We start from the raw sequence: 21025 nt of genomic DNA, 5'->3' as shown, positions 1-21025 counted from the left end.
ATGTCCCGTGTGCTCTTCAAGAACGTCGCTCTGCTCGATCCGCTTCAGCCCGACGTCCTGGAGGGACATCACGTGCTGGTCGAGGACAGTCTGATCAAGGAGGTCTCCGATCGGCCGCTCCAGGTGGAAGCCGACCGCACCGTCGATCTGAAGGGCAAGACGCTGATGCCCGGCCTGATCGACCTGCATGTGCATGCGATTGCCGTGGAGCTCAATCTGGCGCAGCAGGTGCACATGCCGAACGTGCTGGTGACGCTGCGCTCGACGCTGCTGCTGCGCGGCATGCTGCGGCGGGGCTTCACCACCGTGCGCGACGCCGGCGGCGCCGGCCATGCGCTGAAGCAGGCGATCGAGACCGGTCTCACCGACGGTCCGCGGCTGTTCGTCTCGGGACGTGCGCTGAGCCAGACCGGCGGCCACGGCGACATGCGGGCGCGCTCGGACTACCTCGCCAGCGACGCACCGTGCCCCTGCTGCGTCCGTGTTGGCGCGCTGGCGCGCGTTGCCGATGGTGTCGACAGCGTGCGCAGGGCGGCGCGCGAGGAGCTCCAGATGGGGGCGGACCAGATCAAGATTATGGCCTCCGGCGGCGTCGCCTCACCGACCGATCCGGTCGGTGCCTTCGGCTACTCCGAGGACGAGATCCGCGCCATCGTCGAGGAGGCGCGCGGGCGTCAGACCTATGTGCTCGCCCACGCCTACACCGCTGCCGCGATCGAACGCGCGGTGCGCTGCGGGGTGCGTACCATCGAGCACGGCAATCTGGTCGATGCTCCGACCGCGCAGCTGATGGCCGAGAAGGGCGCCTATGTGGTGCCGACGCTCGTCACCTACGAAGCGCTGGCCAACGAGGGCGCCCAATACGGCCTGCCGCCCGAAAGCGTTGCCAAGATTGCCGATGTCCGCGACGCGGGCCTGCGTTCGCTCACGATCTACCGGGACGCCGGCGTAAAAATGGGGTTTGGCAGCGACCTGCTCGGACCGTCGCAGCGTCTGCAGAGCGACGAATTCCGCATTCGCGCCGAGATTCTCGGTCCGCGCGCCGTCATCGCCAGCGCGACATTGGTCGGCGCCGAGGTGCTCGGCATGGAGGGTAAGCTCGGCCGGATCGTGCCCGAAGCCATTGCGGACCTGCTGGTCGTCGACGGCAATCCGCTCCGCGATGTGGCCTGCCTGCTCGGCCAGGGCGAGCACATCCCGATGGTCATGAAGGCAGGCAAGGTCCAGTTCGATCGGCTGGGCGCCTAACGCCACATCCCGCGCATCCGCGCGCCGATGTCGACCTTTGGCCCTTGCGCGGCAGTGCGCGCTGAGCTTGCGCCGGCTTTCGGCCAGGCGGTGCGCTCGAACAGATAGACCAGCGGCTCCGGGATGAAGCGGGTGCGCGAGGCGTAGACGTGGCGGTCGCCTTTGGCGGCCTGGCCGTGGGTGAAGAAGCGCTGAGGCACCACGAGGTGCAGATCGTCCTTGGCGCGAGTCATCGCGACATAGAGCAGGCGGCGTTCCTCCTCGAGCTCGGCGCTGGTGCCGGCGCCGAGATCCGACGGCATGCAGCCGTCGACGACGTTGAGCACGAAGACCGATTTCCACTCCTGGCCCTTGGCGGAGTGGATGGTGGAGAGGATCAGATAGTCCTCGTCGCGCAAGGGTGGCCCGGATTTGTCGCTGGTCGCATCCGGCGGGTCGAGCGTGAGCTCGGTCAGGAATTTCTCCCGCGAGGCATAGCCGCTCGCGATCTGCTCGAGCTGCATCAGATCGGCGCGGCGCGTCTCCGAATCCTCGTGGAGGCGATCGAGATGCGGTTCGTACCACAGCCGCACGCGTTCGAGATCGGCCGGCCATTCCGAATAGCGCAGATTTTCGATCGTGCGGACGAAGTCGGTCCAGTCCGCGCCGGTGCGCGCCGGCACCGGGAGCTGGCCGAGCGCGGCGAGCGGATCGGTGCTCTCCGCCATCTGGTCGAGCACACGCTGCGCCGTCGCGGGTCCAATGCCCGGCAGCAGATGCAGGATGCGGAAGCCAGCGACGCGGTCGCGCGGATTTTCGGTGAAGCGCAGCAGCGCCAGCACGTCCTTGACATGCGCGGCGTCGAGAAACTTGAGCCCGCCGAACTTGACGAAGGGAATGTTGCGGCGGGTCAGCTCGATCTCGAGCGGGCCCGAATGCGAGGACGTCCGGAACAGCACCGCCTGGTGCTTCAGGAGCGCGCCTTGCTCGCGGTTGGCCAGCACTTCCTCGACGATGTAACGGGCCTGGTCGGCCTCGTCATGCACGGTGACGAGCTGTGGTTTTTGCGCGGAGCTGCGGTCGGTCCAGAGGTTTTTTGTGAAGCGCTCGCGCGCCAGGCCGATGACGCCGTTGGCCGCCGCCAGCACGGGTTGCGTCGAGCGGTAATTGCGGTCGAGCGTGATCATCTCGGCGCGGGGCGAGAAGCTCTGCGGAAAATCCAGGATGTTGCGGACAGTGGCGGCGCGGAACGAATAGATCGACTGCGCGTCGTCGCCGACCACGGTGAGACCGCGCCCGTCCGGCTTCAGCGCCAGCAGGATCGAGGATTGCAGGCGGTTGGTGTCCTGATATTCGTCGACCAATATGTGATCGAAGCGGCTGCCGATTTCTTCCGCGATCAGCGCATCGCTCATCATCTGCGACCAGTAGAGCAGCAGGTCGTCGTAATCGAGCACGTGCTGGGCCTGCTTGGCCTCGACATAGGCCGCGAACAAGCCCTTCAGCTCGGCCGCCCAGCCTGCGCACCAGGGATAGTGCGCTCCCAAAACCTTCTCGATCTCCATCTCGGCATTGACGCAGCGCGAGTAGATCGACAGGCAGGTGCCTTTGGCGGGAAAGCGGCTCTCCGTCTTCGACAATCCGCGCTCGTGCCGGACCAGGTTCATCAGGTCGGCGGAATCCTCGCGGTCGTGGATGGTGAACGCAGGATCGACGCCGATCCGCTCGGCATATTCGCGCAGCAACCGTGCGCCGATGCCGTGGAACGTGCCGGCCCAGCTGAGCGCGTCGCGCATGATCGCGGCGTTGTTCTCGCCAAGCACTTTTCGGGCGATGCGCTCGACCCGGCTGGCCATCTCGGCCGCGGCGCGGCGTGAAAACGTCATCAAGAGGATACGGCGCGGATCGCTGCCCGCGACGATCAAATGCGCGACGCGGTGGGCCAGCGTGTTGGTTTTGCCGGAGCCCGCACCGGCGATGACGAGCAGGGGCGCGCCCACGGTCGCACCATCGGCCACGCCATGCTCCACGGCGCGGCGCTGCTCCGCATTGAGCGTGTCCAGATATGTCGCCACGAATCGCCCCGGTGAAACAGCCAGAGTCGGCGATCCCGCTGCGAATCGCAATGCGTCTGGACGAGACCGATGTTAAGACCTAGGGACAAGACGGCCCAAGGTTCCGTTCCGAAAAAGCGCCAACCGGTATGACCGAGCTCAAATCCGACCAGTTCGACATGCGACGGCTGGAATCGCTCAGCAACACCATCTTTGGCGTCGCCATGACGCTGCTCGCCTACGACCTGCCCAGGGCGGCGGTGTTCACCAGCGCGCCCGACTGGAACGATCTCGCCCGGGTCTATTCCGGCAAGCTCGCGGGTCTAGCGCTCAGCTTCATCATCGCCGGCGTGTTCTGGATCAGCCATCACCGCCGGCTGGCGCGCCAGCCCGTCGGCAGCCGCGGTGCAGTGATCCTCAATCTGTTCTTCCTGCTCTCGATCGTGCTGCTGCCGGTGACCAATGGCCTCTACACCAACTATCCCACGAGCAGTGCGGTCGCCGTGCTCTACGGCCTGCACCTGACCGCGATCGCCGGCCTCAATGCCTGGCTGTGGTGGAGGATCCTGGGCGGCTGGCGCCACGAGATCATGGCCTCGCTGTTTCCGCTGCTGGTGTTCATCCCGGGCACGGTCGTTGCGGCGTTCGCGCCGCAAGTCGCGCCGTTCGTGTGGTTCATCGCCTTCGGCGGCCTGCTGATCCAGCGCTTCTATGTCGGGCCGACCGGGACGGACAAATAGGCCTGCCGCTCATTCGCCGGAACGCGTCGCGCCGAACCCGTCGGCCGGCACGTAAAGCTTGACCGGGCGGATTTCGTAGACCGCTGACGGATTGACCTGGCGCAGCGTCCGCGCGGCCGCGATCGCCTCCTCATCCGTGTCGTATTCGACGAGGTGGAAGCCCAGAAGCTGCTCCTTGGTCTCGGCAAACGGGCCGTCCAGCACCACGCCCGCGCCGGGGCCGCGCAAGGTGCGGGCCTTTCGGGTCTCATCCAGGCGGGCGGCCGGGCCGAAATGCCCGCTTGCCCGGAGGGGCGCCTGAACCTCGATGACTTTGGCTACGACCGCGGCATCCTTTTCGGGCGTCCAGGACAAGATCTCGCCTTCCACGTGATAGGCCAGGATAGCGTAAAGCATCGTCACCTCGTTGATTTTCGCTGCGCGCGTCCGAAGGACGTATCACCACCGCCGCGGCCGACAATGGGGCTGGGGAAAATATTGCGTCGCGGGGTGCGGCGACGAAACCTTCCCGAAACCCGATTGCGGCCGAAAAGTGTGAACGCCGCTCGATATCGGCGCGACTGATTGCCACCAAGAACACTTCGGAGGCGGCCATGTCGACCATCAAGATCATCTGCAAGATCATCTGCGACGCGCGTCGGGCGGGAAAGTCGGAGCTTGCGGATCTGCACGACCAGAGCGGCCACCACCGCTATTACGGCAGCTCGGCCGAGAGCGGCGGCGAGCGCATCGTCGAAAGCCGGCGCGGCAAGCGCCCGCCCGCAATGAGCGTTTGCGGCTTCTAAGCCCGACTCCTGCAAAAATAGCCTGCGACAATGAACGTCGTGCAGTTATCGATCGCCGCAATGCCGTTCCTGCTCTCGCTCGCGAGCAGGTCCGGCAAGGCGATCGCGCCATGCCTGCTTGCGGGCATCTTCACCGTGCTGCTCGGCAGCGAGCCGCCGCGGGCGGCCATGGCCTGGTGCGTCGGGCTGTTGATCGCCGCGGTAGCGGTGCGGGAGCGGCCTCGCACGAACTGACGACGTGTCACATCCCGCTCAGCACCTGCTTGATCAGCGTTTCCCGCAACCGGGCGAGGTCGCCGCTCGCCTCCATCTGCGCGATCATCCTTCCGACCTTCGGCACGAGATCGCGATGCCGTTCATGCAGATGGTGGTAGATGCTGATCCGCTCGAGTGGCGGTGAGAGCGGATGGATCCTGGCCTGGAGATTGAGCTTCCTCACCGCAGCCAACCCGCTGAAGAGGTCGGTGACCATCACGTCGAAGCGGTCGGCATCGAGCATCTTGACCATGTTGTCGAGGCTTGTGGTCGCCGTGACCCGGGTCATGCCGCGCGTACCGGCTTCCGACGAGCCGACGCCACGTACGATGCCGATGCTGTAGTCCCTGATTGAATTCCAGCCGGCGACGTCGAATTGCAGTTTGGTGGTGAAGACAGTGGGCTCGATGTAATTGATCGCAGGTGTCACCTGGATCAGCGTCGGATAGTCGCGAGAGAGCGTTCCGATCCGCTGGACCTCGCCGTCGACCTCGCCGGTACTCGACAGCGTGAGCGCGCGCTTGCCGGGGACATCCTCGAATTCGAGCTTGATGTTCAGCCGGGCATAGACCGCACGCAGCATCTCGCCGCCGACATATTGATCGGGGATGTCGGCGATGCGTGCCAGCCGGATGACCTCTTGCCCCTGCGACGGGCCTGCCGCGAGCAGCAACAGGCAGACCACGACTATCCGCCTCATGACGCATCTCCCTGGTCATGCCTTTTGGGCGTGCTCTGCTACCACCGGATTCCGGTGCCGCGCGATCTACCGGAGATGGCAGCTGCACCGGTCCGCAACGTTGAGATCGCGTTCCCGCTGTGCGGGTGGCTCCGGACTTTCACCGATGTCATTCTAGCACGCGAGGTGGTAGTTTGCCCGGGAATCCTGTTGCTGGGCGCAAGATATGACCCCGTCGAACTCAGGCCGCCCATGGGCCGACAGGATCAAGGCCAACAGGATCGCCAGTGTATCGCGTGATGCGGCAAAGCCTCACCGTTCACTTTGCGCGCGGCTGTGGCCGGTAGGCTGAGCAGGTGCCGCCATTTCGGGGACGTGGTGCATGGGCAACGCAGGTGACGATGAGACCAAGCGCGGCCGCGCCATTGCACCGGCGGCTGCGAAGCAGGATTTGACCGGCATCGGCGCCGCGCTCGCGCCTGCGATGTTCGCGGCACTCCTGTCGCGCATCTTCAACTGGTCGCGCAGCGGCGTGGGGCCCCGGCTTCTTGCCGCCGTGCTGCTGTTCTCGTCGGTCGTGACGCTGACCCTGACCGCGCTCCAGCTCTATCTGGATTACAATCGTGAGGTCGGACTGATCGAGACGCGGCTGGACGAGATCGGCCGCAGCACCACGGGCAGCCTCGGAGAGAGCCTGTGGAATCTCGACCAGAACCAGCTCAAGCTCCAGCTTGATGGCATTCTGCGGCTGCCTGACATCCGCGCGGCGGAGGTCCGCGAGATCGCCGACCGCCCCAATCCGATCCGTGTCGAAGTCGGCGAGCGAAACACCCGTTCGGTCATGACAAGGGAATTTCCACTGACCACGATGGTGCAGGGGACCTCGCGCGCCATCGGCACGCTGCGGGTCGAGGCGACGCTGACCGACGTCTACCAGCAATTGCTGAACAGGGCCCTCGTCATTCTGGCAAGCCAGGCGGCAAAGACGTTCCTCGTCTCGTTCTTCATCATCTACATGTTTCATCTGCTGGTGACCCGGCATCTCGTCGCCATCGCCGAGTACGTCGGCAAATACAGCCTCGGACGGCCGCCGCCGCCGCTGCGCCTGGAGCGCCGGCCGCCTTACGAGGCCGACGAGCTTGACAAGGTGGTCGTTGCTTTCAACGCGATGTGCGCCAACCTCGAACATGCCTATGGCGAGCTGCGCGAGGCCAATGGGAATCTCGAGCGTGACCTGAAGATCCGGCAGCGCGCCGAGGAGAACGCCCGCGCGAGCGAGCAGCGCTTCCGTGACTATGCCGAGACCGCATCCGACTGGTTCTGGGAGACCGGTCCGGATCACGTGTTCACCTATATTTCAGATCGGGCCGATGCTTTCGGCATGGACCACTCGGCGCTGATCGGGAGGCGCCGTTCGGATGCCGCCTTCGACCGCGATGCCGAGCCGCAGAAATGGCGCGGTCACCTGGCGACGCTGGATCGCCACGAGCCGTTCCGGAAGTTCGAGTATCGCGGCCGCGATGCGGCTGGGCGCGCGCGCCATTTCAGCGTCAACGGCCAGCCGGTGTTCGGCGCCGACGGACGCTTCATGGGGTATCGTGGTTCGGCCACCGATCTGACCGAGCAGCACGAGACGGAGGAGCGGCTTCGCCAGTCGCAGAAGATGGATGCGATCGGTCAGCTCACCGGTGGCGTCGCGCATGACTTCAACAACGTGCTCACCGTCATCACCGGCACCATCGAGATCATCCGGGAGGGCCTGGCGGACAAGCCCGACCTCGCCGCCATCGCCCAGCTCATCGACGATGCGTCGGCACGAGGCGCGGAGATCACCTCGCAGCTGTTGACCTTTGCGCGTCGCCAGCCGCTGGAGCCGCGCGAGATCGACGTCAACGGCCTCGTGCTCGAGACGGCGAAGCTGTTGAAGCCGACCCTGGGCGGAAACGTCGAAATCGTCACTCACCTCGCGGACGACGCCTGGCCGGCGATGGCCGATCCGTCGCAGCTGTCGTCGGCGATCATCAACCTCGCCGTCAATGCGCGCGATGCGATGCCTGGCGGCGGCACACTGACGCTCGAGACCGCAAACCGCGAATTCGATGGCGCGGATGGTGCCGGTGACGGCGACGCCACGCGCGGCGCCTTCATCATGGTCGCGGTGACCGACACCGGCCATGGCATCCCCGCCGACCTCCGCGACCGCGTGTTCGAGCCGTTCTTTACCACCAAAGGAGTCGGTCGCGGCACCGGGCTCGGCCTCAGCATGGTCTACGGCTTCGCCAAGCAGAGCGGCGGCAGCGTTGCGATCGAGAGTGAGGAAGGCCGCGGCACCGTGATTCGGCTGTTTCTGCCGCGATCTGCGGGCGGAGCGCAGGCCAGGACCGGGCCACTGCAGGCGCCCGCGGCGGCACGCGGGCACGAGACGATTCTCGTCGTCGAGGACGATCCGCTGGTGCAGGGCTATGTCATCGCCCAGCTCGGCAGCCTCGGCTATCGCACCCTCGCAGCCGGCGACGGCGCAACCGCCCTTGCGCTGGTGCAGCAGGGTGCCCAATTCGATCTGCTGTTCACCGACATCATCATGCCCGGCGGCATGAACGGGCAGGAATTGGCCGACGCCGTGCGGCGCCTCCGCCCGGGGATGAGGGTGCTCTACACGTCCGGCTATACCGACAATGCCCTCGACCACGAGGGCCATCTCGGTCCCGGCGTTGCGTTGCTGAGGAAGCCGTACCGGAAAGCGGACCTGTCATTGAGGATCCGCGAGGTGCTCGCCGGCGAGCCGCCCGCCTGAGCAGCCGGCGCGTGACCTACGAAAAAGGCGCGGCGGGGGAGACCCCGTCGCGCCCGATTTCTTGCTCGCTGGTCCAGGGCTGAGAGCGCCCCGATGCCAAGCCTTTATTCAAAGCTTAGCGGGCGATCCCAGCGAGGTGACAGCGCTTGGTAAGAGACACTGGATCACCTCCTTTCGTTGGTTGCGGAAGACATCAATATAGGCGGCAATTCCGGTGTTGTTAAGGGGAGGCGGGTCGGGAGGAACCGGCAGCTGTTCGCAAGGCCAGGAAGACGCTGGAAAGTCGTCTGTTGGGCAGTTGTCTTGCCTTGGGCAGTTGATCCTGGGCAGTTGAGACCGCCGCCCGGCCGTGTTAGGGAGCCCCTGTCGCGGGTGTAGCTCAATGGTAGAGCAGCAGCCTTCCAAGCTGAATACGAGGGTTCGATTCCCTTCACCCGCTCCAAGGCTTTCGATGCTAGCCCGAAGACATGGGTCACGGAACGTACCTAAGACGTGGGTGACAGCCTCGTGCCGAACGGGTTGTCGAGAGGTTGCAGGGTTTTCTGCTCGAGGTCGAAGTATCTCAGATCGTAATGCATGAAGCTGACGGGCCAAATGCCCTCGCTCAGCGCGAGGTTCTTGCAGCTGCACTCGGAGGTGTGGCTCGTGTGTCGAATACCGGGAGCGGTAAGTTGAAGGCCAAGGCGAGCGCTCCCCGGAAAAAAGCGGCGAACTGCCTAGCCCAACGCCTCTTGGCCGTAGCGTCCCGGCGCCGAGCGAGGGAAACCACGCGCTCAATTGGTTCGGTCGCCGGACCTGGCCTTCCTGGGTGAAGCAACACCTCGCTCCCGGCGGGACTTCGCAGGAGCTTCAGGTTCGATCCCATTCTGCTGGTCGAACTTCCTGATCCAGGTTTGAATGTAGCCCGGATCGTCCGGACAAAGCTGCTCAAGTAAACGAAGGTTCTGCGCTCTGAATTCCACTAGGGTTTTCGGCAATTGTGCCTCCTCAAAACCCTGCCCATATCTAGGCTGCTGCATCGGGAAAAAGTGGTCAAGCCAAAAGGGCGCTTGAAAAGATCGATTCATTGATGCAGCGCTGACAGCGAAAACCCCGCCTGGGGGAAGCGGGGCTTTCTGGTCGGGGTGAAGCTTAGGGACGCTTCGACTGTATGACGCGCGATCGCGAAGAAGGTTCAAAGCTAAAAAGCGAACCACGCCAATACTGCAATGATCGGGATGATTGCCACGCCCACAAGCACCAAGGGTGCAGGTTCATTGCCCGTCCTGTCGCTCAATGCTGATCTCCTCAAAAAGTGCGGGGTTAGCGGCGGTGCCAAGGGGCTCTTAGGGCTCAAACGTCACGTTTTCGGACTTGGCTGCGGCGTAGGTGTGGCTTGCGGAGAAGGTGTCGGATTGCTCAGTTGCTGAGGCGCTGCGGCCTCTCCCCCTGCGTGAGGAACGCACGTACCGATGTTGCTGAGCAGCCGTTTGGCCTGGAGGTCGCGCACCTTTGAGTATTCGCGTCGTCGCTCGATATTGGCCGCGGCCCATCGGTCCCAGGCCTCGAAAGCGTCCGTATAGTGCTTTCGCATCTGCTCCTCGGCGGCAAGGCAATCGGCAAACTTGTCGAAAACCAGGTCGGTGTTGACCGGGGTCATGCCTCCTACCAGGACAACGAGCATCCATTTCATCTTGCTGATCGCCTTTCGCGCCGGGTGAATTCTCCGCTGACGCGCGGAATTCCGTTCACTGCGGTTAGATGGCCCGACGGCTGCGACCGGCTACAAAACCGTAGACGAAAAGCACGATGATGGCGCCTACAACTGCCCCCACTAGTCCTGCGCCTTCTCCTGGCCGGTACCAGCCGAGAGATTGGCCAAGATAGGTCGCAACGAACGCGCCCACTATTCCCAGGATCGTGGTCAGGATGAAACCCGAGGGCTCGTTGTCACCGGGCATGATGAACTTCGCGATGACGCCTGCGATGAAACCGATGATGATCGTCCAGATGATGCTCATAGCTTTTCTCGAGTCTTGAGGAGTGTTATCCTGCGGATTGCGCCGGAAGACGTCCTTCCGGCGTGTATTTGTCCACCGCTGCCGGAAGCTCGCGCGACAATCGGTCGAGGATCTCCTGCTGAGACAGGCCGGTCTGCTGCTCCAGTTTTTGAAGAACGTCGGGGCCGATAGCCTGCTGGAGTTCGGGCGGGCTGACTTCGCGGTTTGGCCCCTGATTGATCCAGGATTGAGCCGCATCGCCTTGCCCGTTCTGCCTGAAGTGCTCGAGCAACTCGCCGATCCCGCCGTTCAGCAGGGAACCGACGCCGCCGCCTCCCACAAGGCCGCCAAGATTGCCGAGCATGCCGCTCAGGGAATCCTTGGCACCCGACGGCTGACCGGAGGTCGCATTGCGAAACATGTCGGCGAGCTTGTCCCGATTTTGATAACCGGCGATTGCGAGCATACCCAAGAGGGCGGTCATCGATGGCATTCCGCGGCTCATTTCCGGCTCCTGGGTTCGATGATGGGCAATCGTGCGCAAGAAATCGCCGCCCGCCTTGTGCTGGCCGCCGCATCACTCATCGCCCACAACATACGCGCGGCTGGGAAGTTCCACGTTGCCCGGAACGATGGGCTTGCCAGTCATTGCCAGTCTCGAACAAATTAATGCATCTCGCTTGACCGAACTGCGTTTCGGTTCGGCAGAACGACTCTATTCCTGTTCGCTATCCTTTTCCTCGCGCTGCTTCCGGGCACGATCGACTGCGCCGCCCTGGGGCTGGCCGCTGACCTTCACACCGGGGAGATGATCGACCTTGTTGTTGGCGGCATCTTCGGCACGCTGCAATTCACGATCGATGATGTCGCGTGATCCTTCTGCCGGTTCCTTGTCGAATGGGCTCTTGGTATTGGTGCTCATGATTGATCCTGCTCGTCGCCGTACGTTGATTTGTCGAGGCAAGCTCGGGTCGCGCCCATCGTTCCTGCCGAGCCGGCAGCTTTTGTGCAGGCTCTTTATTCCCTGTGGTCGTCGATTTCGGGGGCAACCTGTCCGTAGTTCAGCAAGGCCACGAGGGTCGTTCCGCCCAGAATATTGCCGAGGAGTGTCGGTACGAAGAAGTCCGAGGCATATTGTGAGAGCGACGCCCGGCCGCTCTGCACCAGGAAGGCGCACTCGACCGAGCCCGCGATGATGTGCGCGAACTGGCCGAGCGCGACCACATAGGTCATCACGACGACGAGGTGCGGGCGCGATCCCTTCACGGCGGGCAGCAGCCACGCCATCAAGGCGATCAGCCAGCCGGCAAAGATCGCCCGGACAAACGTCGTCGTGAACGTGCCCTCGATGGTGTGGCGGCTGAGATCCACGAAGGCGTCCACGATGCGTGGTTCGAAGATGCTGGTGTGCGCGAGCACGGATCCGACCGCCCAGGTTCCCGCGATGTTGGAGGCGAGGACCAGGCTCCACAGCTTGATCACGCTCCACAGCGTGGCGAGATCCCTGTTGTGCAACAGCGGCAGGATCGGTGTCAGCGTGTTCTCGGTGAAGAGCTGCTGCCGTCCCAGCACCACGACCAGGAAACCGACCGTGTAGCCGAGCGGGGCCACCAGGCGCCGGATGGCCTCGTCGGAAATGAGCGCGTGAAACTCGCCCTGGACGATCAGGGACAGGCCCATCGAAAGGCCGGCGGCGAGGCCGGACAGCACGATAGCCCACCATCGCCGCTCCAGTTCCTGCTCACCCTCGGCGCGGATCGTCTCGTGAATGAGTGCGGCGTTCGGTCGGCTTTGGGATTCGATCTGCTCGGTCTGGCGCCGCGAAACGCCGTCGAGCTTCGAGGCTGGATTGAAGGAGGCGCCGTCGCCAGGCTGGTCCACTCCGCGGTCTCCTGAAAGGCCGGTTCATCTCAAGGCCCGGATCAAGGCCCGGAGCGGCAAGGGGTTCCTCGTGAGTGCTTCGACGCCGCAGCGCTGTTGAGGCCCGGCGACGCTGTGGTCGACCATCAGGAACCTTCGCTGGAAGCGGGTGTTTTCCACGGGGGAGGGGTGGCGATCTGACAAGAGGCCAACCGTGCAAGACAATTTGCGTGTGCGCTCGACCGCGCAAATCGCGGGCCATCCGATTCATCCGATGCTGGTGCCGATCCCGATCACGTGCTTCATCGGGGCGCTGCTGACTGACATCGCCTATGTCGTCAGTGCCGAGATCATGTGGGCGGATTTTTCCGCCTGGCTTCTGGTCGTCGGCGTCATCTTCGGCGTGCTGGCCGCCATCGCCGGCTTGACCGATTTTCTCGGCAACCGCCTGGTGCGGGCGCAGTTGCCGGCCTGGCCGCATCTGATCGGCAACGCGCTGGCGCTGGTCTTGGCGATCGTCAATGCCTTGATCCACACGCGCGATGCCTGGACCTCGGTGTGGCCAACCGGGCTCGTTCTTTCAGCCATCACCGTATTGATCCTGCCGGTCACCGGCTGGCTCGGCTGGGCCATGGTGTATCGCCACGGCGTGGGAGTTGCCCGATGAACTCCGCAATCGCTCGGGCGCTGTTGTGCGCTTCGCTGCTGTGTCTGGCCGGCTGCAATGACGGCAGTGGTGATCCCAAGGCGCAAACCGGCGCCAACCCGACGCTTCCCGACATCCAGCAATACCTGCTGCCGCCGATGCACATCGCCCGCATCGTCGGCTGGAAAAAGGACGAGACGCCGGCCGTTGCGCAGGGCTTGCAGGCCAAGGCCTTCGCGACGGGCCTGCAGCACCCGCGATTCCTCTACGTGCTGCCCAACGGCGACGTGCTGGTGGTGGAATCCAAGGCGCCGAAGGGCGCTCCGATCAAGCGGCCCAAGGAAATCGTGATGGGATATATCGAGTCCTGGGCGACATCAGGTGGCGGCGATACCGGTCCGAGCAACCGCATCACGCTGCTGCGCGACAGCAACGGCGACGGCGTCCCGGACACGCAAAGCGTGTTCCTCGACCACCTCAACTCGCCGTTCGGCGTCGCGCTGGTCGGCAACGATCTCTATGTCGCCAACACCGATGCGATCGTCAGATATCCGTACACCGAAGGCGATACCAAGATCACCGCGCCGGGCACGGTGCTGACGCCGCTGCCGGGCGGACCGATCGACCATCACTGGACCAAGAGTCTGGTCGCGAGCCCCGACGGTTCCAAGCTCTATGCCGGCGTCGGCTCCAACAGCAACATCACCGAGAACGGCATGGAGGCCGAGCACAATCGCGCCGCCATCCTCGAGATCGACCGTGCCAGCGGCCGCTGGCGCATCTTCGCGAGCGGCTTGCGCAATCCCAACGGCCTCAGCTTCGAGCCGCAGACCGGGGCGCTGTGGGCGGTGGTGAACGAACGCGACGAACTCGGTCCCGATCTCGTGCCGGACTACATGACGTCGGTGAAGGACGGCGGCTTCTATGGCTGGCCCTACAGCTATTACGGTCAGCATGTCGATCCGCGCGTCAAGCCGGAGCGTCCTGATCTCGTCGCCAAGGCGATCGTGCCTGACTACGCGCTGAGCTCGCATGTCGCGCCGCTTGGAATGGCTTTCAACACAAGGGCGAGTTTGCCGGCGGCCTATCGCAGCGGCGCATTCGTCGGTGAGCACGGCAGTTGGAACAGGCAGGTCTTGAACGGCTACAAGGTGGTGTTCGTGCCGTTTACGGACGGCAAGCCGAGCGGCCCGCCGCAGGACGTCGTCACTGGCTTCCTCAACAGCGACAATCACGCGCGCGGGCGGCCCGTCGGCGTCGCCATCGACAAGACCGGCGCGCTGCTCGTCGCCGATGACAGCGGCAACACGGTGTGGCGCGTGACGGCGGCGCACCCGCAGCTCACGCAGCGATAGATCTCGAGGAGTTAAATGATGGGCCTTGCTCAATACACGATCGTGCCGGTGCAGGACGAATGGGGCGTGCTGCACGACGGCGACGTCAAGAACAGATACTCCACCAAGGAAGCTGCGTTCGAATCGGCGGTGGCTGCCGCCTCGCTGGCGCTTCGCGAGGGACACGAAGTTCATGTCAGCGTGCCCGGCCGCGAAGCCGGCGAGAACGCGCTGGGAATTTGATGGACACTCCGAGCGACACACTTCAGGAGCCTGCGATGACCAAGCCCCGTGAGCCGAACGGCATTGAGCCCTCCCGCTCCGAAGACGACATCCAGCGCGACCAGCTCGGGCCGCGCGGCGTGCCGAATGCACCGGATCCGGCCAAGATGACACCTCAACGCGACAAGAAAACGCCGAAGCAGGTCGATCCCGGCCATACAGCCTGACGGCTGCCCCGCGGCTTTTCTGTTGGGCCGGTAAGTCGCCGCTCGGCAGTCGTCGACTTACGCCGCCGCAACGATATCCGTCTTGGCAAAGTCGTCGCCGACGTAAAGCAGTGCGCAGCCATGCTCCTTGGCGACATCGTAGGCGAAGCAATCACCAAAGTTGAGACCGGCAGGACGAATGCCTTCGCCCCAACGCGCGTAGATTTGCGCCACGCGCTCGGCCGAAGCTTGGGTCACCGAGATCACGTTCAAACCGAGATCGTTGATCAGCTTGTTCATCTCTTCGTCGACGCCCCGCCGTGCCGCGACGATCAGGCTTTCTGCAACGGAGGCCGCCGAGATCAGGATTTCGTCGGCGGTGTCCAGCGCGGTGATGCAAGCATCGGCTTGCGGTTCGTCGAGCACGATCGCCATCAGTGCGGAGGTATCGACTGCGATCATTCCGGCAGTCCGTCATCGCCGAAAAGAAAGTCCTGACTGCGCGCGGCGCTCGGTCCGGGAATGGCTTTGGCCCCGCCGGTCCTTCGCGCCGCCTCGAGCACGGTCCGGCGGGCGGCGCGGTCCAGCGCAAGCTTGACCGGGACGAGCCGTACCGCGGGATGTCCATGCCGCGTCAGGATCACCTCGTCGCCGGCCTCTGCGCGGCGGACAAGATCGGTCAATTGTCCTTTTGCATCGGTGACGGAGACCCGCATCTCATTGTCCTTCCTCAATTTCGTAAAATGGACCATGTAATGGTCCAATGTCAACCGCCTCCCACTTCGCCGTTCTGCGAAGGGGCACTCCACACCCTTCGGAAGGCCGATCTCGGCATGTGCCTGCCGGCGGTGTCGCCGGGACGTGGGTCTCGCGCCTAGATAACATCAGGTTAGGTTTGTCGCATAACTGGGTAATTGTGTTAGCCCGGCGATAGCCTATCGTCGCCACCAAGCAGACACCCACCGGCAATGACAAGCGCTCGCGAAACTCCGCAGAGCGGCCGGAGAGTGCTGCCCAATTTTGAGCGAAGCCCGTCAACGGGACGTCAGTAAAAACCCAAGGGAGGAATCTTGAGATGACCGCGACCCATCAGATGAGTCAGTCCAGGAAGGCCGCTGCGAGCGGCTGGATCGGGTCGGCTCTCGAATATTATGACTTCTTCATCTACGCGACCGCTGCGTCGCTGATCTTCCCGCAAATCTTCTTCCCGTCGGAGAATCCCACCGTCGCGATCGTTGCGTCGCTGGCAACCTATGGGGTTGGCTATGTGGCTCGTCCCATCGGTGCCTTCGTCCTCGGCCACTGGGGCGACACTCATGGCCGCAAGACGGTTCTCATCGTCTGCATGTTCCTGATGGGCATCTCGACGATGGCCGTGGGTATCCTGCCGACCTACCAGCAGGTTGGCATCCTGGCGCCAATTCTGCTCGTCATTCTGCGCCTCGTGCAGGGATTTGCCGTTGCCGGCGAAATCTCAGGCGCAAGCTCGATGATCCTGGAGCACGCGCCGTTCGGTCGGCGGGGCTTCTATGCCAGCTTCGCCCTTCAGGGGGTGCAGGCCGGACAAATTCTCGCGGCCGCGGTGTTCCTGCCGCTGGCGGCCTATATGCCAACCGAGGCCTTCAACAGCTGGGGCTGGCGGATTCCGTTCCTGCTCAGCTTCTTCGTCATCGTCGCGGGCTACATCATCCGTCGCGAAGTCGACGAGACCCCTGCTTTTGCCCGCGAGGGCGAACGGGGAGAAACGCCGCGCGCGCCCATCGTCCAGGCCATCAAGCTGAGCTGGCGCGACATGCTCAGGGTCATCTGCATGGCCCTGATGAACGTCATTCCTGTCGTTGCGACCATCTTCGGCGCGGCCTATGCGGTGCAGCCGGCCTACGGGATCGGTTTTGCCAAGGACGTCTATCTCTGGATCCCCGTGCTCGGAAATATGCTGGCGGTGTTCGTCATTCCCTTCGTCGGCAATCTCTCCGATAAGGTCGGCCGCAGGCCTCCGATCATCGTAGGCGCGCTTCTCTCCGGCTTGCTCGCCTTTTGCTATCTCTATGCCATCAGCATCAGGAATGTGCCGCTGGCAATATTGGTGTCGCTGCTGATGTGGGGCGTCGTTTATCAGGGCTACAACGCGATCTTCCCGAGCTTTTACCCGGAGCTGTTTCCGACCCGCACCCGCGTCTCGGCGATGGCGATCTCGCAGAACATCGGAACCACCATCACCGCATTGCTTCCTGCCCTGTTTGCGACCGTCGCGCCTCCCGGCTCGACCAACATTCCGTTAACGGTGGGGGCGATTGCCTTCGCTATCACGGTCATCGCCGCGCTGGCGGCCCTGACCGCGCGGGAAACCTATCGGATCAGGATCGACGATCTCGGCAACCCCAATGCCGTTCCGATGCCGCGGGCAGATTATGACCGCCAGCGTGCCGGCGATGCAGTGAGCGGGGCTGCCACGGTTCGGACCTGACGGGTATGATAGAGGCAACTGCCGCCGCGATCGACGATGTTCGCGGCGGCAGGGCCTCACTGCATAGTCAGGCTGCCGATTCGAATTTGGTGCGCGTGAGCGCAGTCAATATGAGGTTGCAAGATGAACCCCGTCGTCGTCGCTGTCGCCATCACCGGCTCCGTTCCGCGCAAGAAGGACAATCCCGCGGTCCCGATTCTGCCGTCCGAACAGATCGAGTCGACGCACCAGGCCTTCGAAGCCGGTGCCACGCTCGCCCACATCCATGTCCGCAACGACGACGAGACGCCGTCCTCCGATCCCGAGCGTTTCGCCGTAGTGCAGGAGGGGATCAAGAAGCATTGTCCTGGCATGATCGTTCAGTTCTCGACCGGCGGGCGGGGTCGCGATCCCTCGGCGCGCGGATCGTCGCTCTACCTGAAGCCGGACATGGCCTCGCTGTCCACGGGATCGGTGAACTTTCCGACCATCGTCTACGAGAACAGCGCCGCGCTGGTGGAGACTCTCGCCACCGGCATGAAGGCGAATGGCATCCGGCCGGAAATTGAGATCTTCGATCTGTCGCATCTGCACGGGGCCCGCCGCTTGATCGAGGCTGGGCTGATCGACGCGCGTCCGCACGTGCAGTTCGTCATGGGCGTCAAGAACGCCATGCCCGCGGACGAGCATGTCCTCGACATTCTGCTGGGAGAGCTCAGGCGGCTGATCCCGAAGGCGACGTGGACGGCCGCCGGGATCGGACGCCACCAGGCCGAGGTCATGGACTGGGCGCTCGCGCGGGGCGCCGATGCGGTCCGCACCGGGCTCGAGGACAATATCAGGATCGACAAGGCGCGCCTCGCCGCCAGCAACGCCGAGCTCGTGGCCGTCGCCGGTGAGGCTGTCGTGCGCCACGGCCGGCGCGTGGCGACTGCGGCCGAGGCGCGATCCCTGCTCGGGCTCGCGGGGCAGGGAGCTCCTGCCGCCTCCTGACATGCTCCCGGCCGCTTGCTGCCATTCGATGGCCGGCGTTTCCGTGCGCCGAGTCTGCGGGTAAGACAGGTGTCACAGGCGTGATCGGCGCCTGCCGGGCAGGCGACGGTTGGAATGCGGTTCTTGAAATCTGACAGCAGGCTCATCGGGGTCCTGCTGGTGCTTGCGGTCTCCCAGCTTGTCGGGTGGGGTACGATAGGTCTTCCCGCCATCGTCGGACGCGATCTCGCGGCCGATCTCGGCATGAGCCTGCCGGCTGTGTTCGCCGGGACGTCCGTTCTCTATGTCTCGATGGGCCTGTGTGCGCCCTGGCTCGCCAAGTCGTTTGCGCGGCACGGCGCACGAAAGGTGATGATATCAGGCACGGTCCTCACCGTGCCTGGCTTCATCCTGCTGTCCCTCGCGCGCGAGCCGATACTGTATTTCGCTGCCTGGATCGTCCTCGGCACTGCCGGCAGCGCCACGCTGTCGACCGGCGCCTATATCATGCTGAACGAGGTCGCCGGGCGGCAGGCCAAGAACGCAATCGGCGCGCTGATGCTGGTGACCGGGTTGTCGAGCAGCATCTTCTGGCCGACGACGTCGTTCCTCAGCGGTCTGCTCGGCTGGCGCGGGACGTGCCTGGTCTATGCGGCGATGATGGTCGTCATCAACCTTCCACTCTACGCGTTCCTCGCCCCGCGCCGGAAAATAGCCGCGGGTCATGGCGGTGAGCCGGTGAAGTTGTCACCGCCGCCGGCGATTCCCAGGAGCACCTTCAGCCTCGTCGTCGCCGCGATCACGCTGAATGCCTTCGTCAATTTCGGCATCGGCGCCATCATGATCGAATTGTTGAGAGCGGAGGGGCTTCCCCCGGCGCAGGCGCTTGCGTTCGGCTCGATGCTGGGCGTGATCCAGGTCAGCGCCCGCGGGCTCGATTTTCTCGGCGGAGGGCGGTGGGACGGAATCACGACCGGGCTCGTCGCCGGCACGGCGCTCCCGGTCGCCATGCTGCTGCTGATGACGAGCGATGGCGCGACCTGGGCGGTTGCGGCCTTCATCCTGCTCTATGGCGCCGGCAGCGGCGCAATGGCGGTGGCGCGGGCGACGATCCCGCTCGTGTTTTACGATCAGACCGAGTTCGCCAAGGCGATGTCGATGATCGCACTGCCGCTCAATCTCGCCTCCGCGGTCTCGCCGCCCCTCCTTGTCGGCCTGCTCACCCAGTTCGGCAGCCGCGGCGCGCTCGGTCTCACCTTCGTCTGCTCCTGCGCCACGGTGCTGATCCTGGTCCTGCTCGGCCGCCGGCGGCCGCAGGTGGCTGCAGCGGCCGTGACCTGAGAATATTCGCGCTGCGGAAATTACCGCGCGGGTGACCCTGCGCCGGGCGGGCGGGCGGATAGCCGTATGCCCACAGTGCAGTGCTCGGACTGCCAAAATGGTGTATCCGCAGGGAGCGCGTCCTGCGATCTCGCCGCCGCGCCAAGATCCAGTTCCCCGGAGGACACCTACATGTCGGCCCTGCCGCTCTCAGGCATCAAGATCCTTGACCTCACCCGCGTACTTGCCGGGCCTCTGTCGGCCCAGATGCTGGGCGATCTGGGCGCGGAGGTGATCAAGATCGAGCGGCCGGGCACCGGTGACGACGCGCGCGCCTTCGGCCCGCCCTATCTGACCGACCCCGATGGCAAGGCCAACAACAACAACTCGTTTTACCTCTGCGCCAACCGCAACAAGAAGTCGGTCACGGTCAACATCGCCAAGCCCGAGGGGCAGGCGATCATCCGCGAGCTCGCCAAGGACGTCGACGTCTTCATGGAGAACTACAAGGTCGGCGATCTCAAGCGCTACGGCCTCGACTACGAGACCATCAAGGCGATCAATCCCGGCATCATCTATTGCTCGGTGACCGGCTTTGGCCAGACGGGGCCTTACGCGCCGCGCGCCGGCTATGACGCCATCCTGCAGGCGATGGGCGGCCTGATGAGCGTCACCGGCCATATCGACGGCGAGCCCGGCGAGGGCCCGATGAAGGTCGGCCCGTCGATCGTCGACTACATGACAGGCATGAACACCTCGATCGGAATCCTCTCGGCGCTCTATCATCGTGACGCCAATGATGGCGTGGGACAGCATATCGACGTCTGCCTGTTCGACACCGTGATCGCGTCGTTGTCGCACTGGCTGCAGATCTACCTCGTCAATGGCAAGACGCCGCCGCGCCGCGGCACCTGGGGCAATGGCGGCATGCCGGCCGGCGTGTTCCGCTGCACCGACGGCGAACTGATGCTGGTGGTCGGCAATGACGGCCAGTTCCAGCGCACCTGCGCCGTGCTCGGCGCGCCCGAGCTCGCGAGCGACAAGCGCTTCGTCAAGAACAACGACCGCGTCGTGCACGGCAAGGAGATCATGGCGATCTTCGCCGGCCTGTTCCTGAAGCAGCCGGTGGCCTATTGGCTGGACAGGCTGGAGGAGGCCGGCGTGCCCTCCGGCCCGATCAACAATTTCGAGCAGGTGTTTTCCGATCCCCACGTCCAGTCGCGCGGCATGCGGGTGAAGGTCGACCATCCCTTCCAGCCCGATCTCTCGCTGATCCGCAACGCGCTGACGCTCTCGGAAACCCCGATCAAGGACTACCGCGCCCCGCCGCTGCTCGGTGAGCACACCCAGGAGGTGCTCGCCGGCAAGCTCGGCTACGATGCCGGCAAGATCGAGGCGCTGAAGCAGCAGGGGATCATCTAGCTTCGGCGGAGCGCAGATCTTGACGTCATCATGACGCTCGTGCGGCCTTGCGCGAGCCTTGCGCGCAATCCCCAGATAATCCCG

At 64.3% G+C, this 21025-nt stretch carries 23 protein-coding genes and 1 tRNA gene; 14 read left to right on the top strand and 10 right to left on the bottom strand.

Annotated features, from left to right (window positions below; translation table 11 throughout):
• Positions 1 to 1248, top strand: a complete 1248-nt coding sequence (locus BRA1417_RS0128170; RefSeq protein WP_027518647.1) for an amidohydrolase family protein — start codon at positions 1 to 3, stop codon at positions 1246 to 1248.
• Here BRA1417_RS0128170 and BRA1417_RS0128165 read toward each other — a convergent pair.
• The gene (locus BRA1417_RS0128165; RefSeq protein ID WP_027518646.1) at positions 1245 to 3302 is read right to left on the bottom strand and encodes an ATP-dependent helicase; all 2058 of its coding nucleotides are present in this window, start codon (positions 3300 to 3302) and stop codon (positions 1245 to 1247) included. The two genes, BRA1417_RS0128170 and BRA1417_RS0128165, sit on opposite strands and share 4 nt — an antisense overlap.
• Before the next feature lie 128 nt (positions 3303 to 3430).
• On the opposite strand from BRA1417_RS0128165, the gene BRA1417_RS0128160 reads away from it, so the two are divergent.
• Positions 3431 to 4021, top strand: a complete 591-nt coding sequence (locus BRA1417_RS0128160) for a TMEM175 family protein (protein WP_027518645.1) — start codon at positions 3431 to 3433, stop codon at positions 4019 to 4021.
• 9 nt (positions 4022 to 4030) lie between these two features.
• Here the strand turns inward: BRA1417_RS0128160 and BRA1417_RS0128155 are convergent, their stop codons facing one another.
• Positions 4031 to 4417: a YciI family protein gene (locus tag BRA1417_RS0128155; protein WP_027518644.1), complete on the bottom strand. Its 387-nt coding sequence runs from the start codon at positions 4415 to 4417 to the stop codon at positions 4031 to 4033.
• Between the two features lie 197 nt (positions 4418 to 4614).
• Between BRA1417_RS0128155 and BRA1417_RS0128150 the strand changes: the two genes are divergently transcribed.
• Together BRA1417_RS0128150 and BRA1417_RS0128145 are read left to right on the top strand one after the other, a co-directional pair.
• Positions 4615 to 4806, top strand: coding sequence for a hypothetical protein (locus tag BRA1417_RS0128150; protein WP_027518643.1), 192 nt, complete (start codon positions 4615 to 4617; stop codon positions 4804 to 4806).
• 30 nt (positions 4807 to 4836) lie between these two features.
• The gene (locus tag BRA1417_RS0128145; protein WP_027518642.1) at positions 4837 to 5040 is read left to right on the top strand and encodes a hypothetical protein; all 204 of its coding nucleotides are present in this window, start codon (positions 4837 to 4839) and stop codon (positions 5038 to 5040) included.
• Between the two features lie 7 nt (positions 5041 to 5047).
• On the opposite strand, the gene BRA1417_RS0128140 is transcribed toward BRA1417_RS0128145, so the two are convergent.
• A complete protein-coding gene (locus BRA1417_RS0128140) occupies positions 5048 to 5761 on the bottom strand; it encodes an ABC transporter substrate-binding protein (RefSeq protein ID WP_027518641.1) in 714 nt (237 codons plus the stop codon).
• Between the two features lie 361 nt (positions 5762 to 6122).
• Here BRA1417_RS0128140 and BRA1417_RS0128130 point away from each other — a divergent pair, with 361 nt between their 5' ends.
• Both BRA1417_RS0128130 and BRA1417_RS0128125 read left to right on the top strand, forming a co-directional pair.
• A complete protein-coding gene (locus tag BRA1417_RS0128130) occupies positions 6123 to 8534 on the top strand; it encodes an ATP-binding protein (protein ID WP_027518639.1) in 2412 nt (803 codons plus the stop codon).
• Between the two features lie 368 nt (positions 8535 to 8902).
• A tRNA-Gly gene (locus BRA1417_RS0128125) sits at positions 8903 to 8976 on the top strand.
• Positions 8977 to 9873: 897 nt separating this feature from the next.
• On the opposite strand, the gene BRA1417_RS0128115 is transcribed toward BRA1417_RS0128125, so the two are convergent.
• The 5 genes from BRA1417_RS0128115 to BRA1417_RS0128095 all read right to left on the bottom strand — a co-directional run bounded on the left by BRA1417_RS0128115 (position 9874) and on the right by BRA1417_RS0128095 (position 12394).
• Positions 9874 to 10206 carry a hypothetical protein gene (locus BRA1417_RS0128115; protein WP_027518637.1) on the bottom strand — a complete coding sequence of 111 codons (333 nt, stop codon included), beginning with the start codon at positions 10204 to 10206 and terminating at the stop codon, positions 9874 to 9876.
• A 64-nt stretch (positions 10207 to 10270) separates the two neighbouring features.
• Positions 10271 to 10534, bottom strand: coding sequence for a GlsB/YeaQ/YmgE family stress response membrane protein (locus BRA1417_RS0128110; RefSeq protein WP_018459399.1), 264 nt, complete (start codon positions 10532 to 10534; stop codon positions 10271 to 10273).
• A 25-nt stretch (positions 10535 to 10559) separates the two neighbouring features.
• Complete coding sequence (locus tag BRA1417_RS0128105) at positions 10560 to 11018, bottom strand: YidB family protein (protein WP_027518636.1); 459 nt, start codon at positions 11016 to 11018, stop codon at positions 10560 to 10562.
• 210 nt (positions 11019 to 11228) lie between these two features.
• Positions 11229 to 11435 carry a hypothetical protein gene (locus tag BRA1417_RS0128100; RefSeq protein ID WP_027518635.1) on the bottom strand — a complete coding sequence of 69 codons (207 nt, stop codon included), beginning with the start codon at positions 11433 to 11435 and terminating at the stop codon, positions 11229 to 11231.
• Between the two features lie 95 nt (positions 11436 to 11530).
• Positions 11531 to 12394 (bottom strand): formate/nitrite transporter family protein, encoded by an 864-nt coding sequence (locus BRA1417_RS0128095; protein WP_027518634.1) that lies wholly within the window; start codon positions 12392 to 12394, stop codon positions 11531 to 11533.
• 193 nt (positions 12395 to 12587) lie between these two features.
• Between BRA1417_RS0128095 and BRA1417_RS0128090 the strand changes: the two genes are divergently transcribed.
• From BRA1417_RS0128090 to BRA1417_RS44995, 4 genes are read left to right on the top strand one after another with little or no spacing between them, the layout of a single operon-like run.
• Positions 12588 to 13040: a DUF2231 domain-containing protein gene (locus tag BRA1417_RS0128090; RefSeq protein ID WP_027518633.1), complete on the top strand. Its 453-nt coding sequence runs from the start codon at positions 12588 to 12590 to the stop codon at positions 13038 to 13040.
• The gene (locus BRA1417_RS0128085) at positions 13037 to 14374 is read left to right on the top strand and encodes a sorbosone dehydrogenase family protein (protein WP_027518632.1); all 1338 of its coding nucleotides are present in this window, start codon (positions 13037 to 13039) and stop codon (positions 14372 to 14374) included. The genes BRA1417_RS0128090 and BRA1417_RS0128085 overlap by 4 nt, the downstream gene beginning before the upstream one ends.
• Before the next feature lie 18 nt (positions 14375 to 14392).
• Positions 14393 to 14596: a hypothetical protein gene (locus BRA1417_RS0128080; RefSeq protein WP_007611681.1), complete on the top strand. Its 204-nt coding sequence runs from the start codon at positions 14393 to 14395 to the stop codon at positions 14594 to 14596.
• Between the two features lie 35 nt (positions 14597 to 14631).
• Positions 14632 to 14802, top strand: coding sequence for a hypothetical protein (locus tag BRA1417_RS44995; protein ID WP_007611679.1), 171 nt, complete (start codon positions 14632 to 14634; stop codon positions 14800 to 14802).
• A 57-nt stretch (positions 14803 to 14859) separates the two neighbouring features.
• On the opposite strand, the gene BRA1417_RS0128070 is transcribed toward BRA1417_RS44995, so the two are convergent.
• Both BRA1417_RS0128070 and BRA1417_RS0128065 read right to left on the bottom strand, forming a co-directional pair.
• Complete coding sequence (locus BRA1417_RS0128070; protein ID WP_027518631.1) at positions 14860 to 15243, bottom strand: type II toxin-antitoxin system VapC family toxin; 384 nt, start codon at positions 15241 to 15243, stop codon at positions 14860 to 14862.
• Positions 15240 to 15497, bottom strand: coding sequence for a type II toxin-antitoxin system Phd/YefM family antitoxin (locus tag BRA1417_RS0128065; RefSeq protein WP_027518630.1), 258 nt, complete (start codon positions 15495 to 15497; stop codon positions 15240 to 15242). The genes BRA1417_RS0128070 and BRA1417_RS0128065 overlap by 4 nt, the downstream gene beginning before the upstream one ends.
• A 359-nt stretch (positions 15498 to 15856) precedes the next feature.
• On the opposite strand from BRA1417_RS0128065, the gene BRA1417_RS0128060 reads away from it, so the two are divergent.
• The 4 genes from BRA1417_RS0128060 (at position 15857) to BRA1417_RS0128045 (ending at position 20941) form a co-directional block, all read left to right on the top strand.
• Positions 15857 to 17248, top strand: a complete 1392-nt coding sequence (locus tag BRA1417_RS0128060; RefSeq protein WP_027518629.1) for an MFS transporter — start codon at positions 15857 to 15859, stop codon at positions 17246 to 17248.
• A 123-nt stretch (positions 17249 to 17371) separates the two neighbouring features.
• Positions 17372 to 18220, top strand: a complete 849-nt coding sequence (locus BRA1417_RS0128055) for a 3-keto-5-aminohexanoate cleavage protein (RefSeq protein ID WP_027518628.1) — start codon at positions 17372 to 17374, stop codon at positions 18218 to 18220.
• 114 nt (positions 18221 to 18334) lie between these two features.
• Positions 18335 to 19540 (top strand): MFS transporter, encoded by a 1206-nt coding sequence (locus BRA1417_RS0128050; protein ID WP_027518627.1) that lies wholly within the window; start codon positions 18335 to 18337, stop codon positions 19538 to 19540.
• Between the two features lie 171 nt (positions 19541 to 19711).
• Complete coding sequence (locus tag BRA1417_RS0128045) at positions 19712 to 20941, top strand: CaiB/BaiF CoA-transferase family protein (RefSeq protein WP_027518626.1); 1230 nt, start codon at positions 19712 to 19714, stop codon at positions 20939 to 20941.
• Positions 20942 to 21025: the final 84 nt, after the last annotated feature.

The sequence above is a fragment of the Bradyrhizobium sp. WSM1417 genome (genome assembly GCF_000515415.1).
Taxonomy (GTDB): Bacteria; Pseudomonadota; Alphaproteobacteria; order Rhizobiales; family Xanthobacteraceae; genus Bradyrhizobium.
The sequence above is the reverse complement of the archived record's forward strand: the minus strand, read 5'-3'. Positions and strand labels throughout refer to the sequence as shown.

Bases quoted from the DNA above. Each gene is read 5' to 3' on its own strand.
- BRA1417_RS0128170 (WP_027518647.1), top strand. From the start codon at position 1: ATGTCCCGTGTGCTCTTCAAGAACGTCGCTCTGCTCGATCCGCTTCAG.
- BRA1417_RS0128055 (WP_027518628.1), top strand. From the start codon at position 17,372: ATGAACCCCGTCGTCGTCGCTGTCGCCATCACCGGCTCCGTTCCGCGC.
- BRA1417_RS0128050 (WP_027518627.1), top strand. From the start codon at position 18,335: ATGCGGTTCTTGAAATCTGACAGCAGGCTCATCGGGGTCCTGCTGGTG.
- BRA1417_RS0128045 (WP_027518626.1), top strand. From the start codon at position 19,712: ATGTCGGCCCTGCCGCTCTCAGGCATCAAGATCCTTGACCTCACCCGC.
- BRA1417_RS0128070 (WP_027518631.1), bottom strand. From the start codon at position 15,243: ATGATCGCAGTCGATACCTCCGCACTGATGGCGATCGTGCTCGACGAA.
- BRA1417_RS0128110 (WP_018459399.1), bottom strand. From the start codon at position 10,534: ATGAGCATCATCTGGACGATCATCATCGGTTTCATCGCAGGCGTCATC.
- BRA1417_RS0128150 (WP_027518643.1), top strand. From the start codon at position 4,615: ATGTCGACCATCAAGATCATCTGCAAGATCATCTGCGACGCGCGTCGG.
- BRA1417_RS0128130 (WP_027518639.1), top strand. From the start codon at position 6,123: ATGGGCAACGCAGGTGACGATGAGACCAAGCGCGGCCGCGCCATTGCA.
- BRA1417_RS44995 (WP_007611679.1), top strand. From the start codon at position 14,632: ATGACCAAGCCCCGTGAGCCGAACGGCATTGAGCCCTCCCGCTCCGAA.
- BRA1417_RS0128145 (WP_027518642.1), top strand. From the start codon at position 4,837: ATGAACGTCGTGCAGTTATCGATCGCCGCAATGCCGTTCCTGCTCTCG.
- BRA1417_RS0128085 (WP_027518632.1), top strand. From the start codon at position 13,037: ATGAACTCCGCAATCGCTCGGGCGCTGTTGTGCGCTTCGCTGCTGTGT.
- BRA1417_RS0128065 (WP_027518630.1), bottom strand. From the start codon at position 15,497: ATGCGGGTCTCCGTCACCGATGCAAAAGGACAATTGACCGATCTTGTC.
- BRA1417_RS0128155 (WP_027518644.1), bottom strand. From the start codon at position 4,417: ATGCTTTACGCTATCCTGGCCTATCACGTGGAAGGCGAGATCTTGTCC.
- BRA1417_RS0128160 (WP_027518645.1), top strand. From the start codon at position 3,431: ATGACCGAGCTCAAATCCGACCAGTTCGACATGCGACGGCTGGAATCG.
- BRA1417_RS0128140 (WP_027518641.1), bottom strand. From the start codon at position 5,761: ATGAGGCGGATAGTCGTGGTCTGCCTGTTGCTGCTCGCGGCAGGCCCG.
- BRA1417_RS0128115 (WP_027518637.1), bottom strand. From the start codon at position 10,206: ATGAAATGGATGCTCGTTGTCCTGGTAGGAGGCATGACCCCGGTCAAC.
- BRA1417_RS0128100 (WP_027518635.1), bottom strand. From the start codon at position 11,435: ATGAGCACCAATACCAAGAGCCCATTCGACAAGGAACCGGCAGAAGGA.
- BRA1417_RS0128105 (WP_027518636.1), bottom strand. From the start codon at position 11,018: ATGAGCCGCGGAATGCCATCGATGACCGCCCTCTTGGGTATGCTCGCA.
- BRA1417_RS0128080 (WP_007611681.1), top strand. From the start codon at position 14,393: ATGGGCCTTGCTCAATACACGATCGTGCCGGTGCAGGACGAATGGGGC.
- BRA1417_RS0128060 (WP_027518629.1), top strand. From the start codon at position 15,857: ATGACCGCGACCCATCAGATGAGTCAGTCCAGGAAGGCCGCTGCGAGC.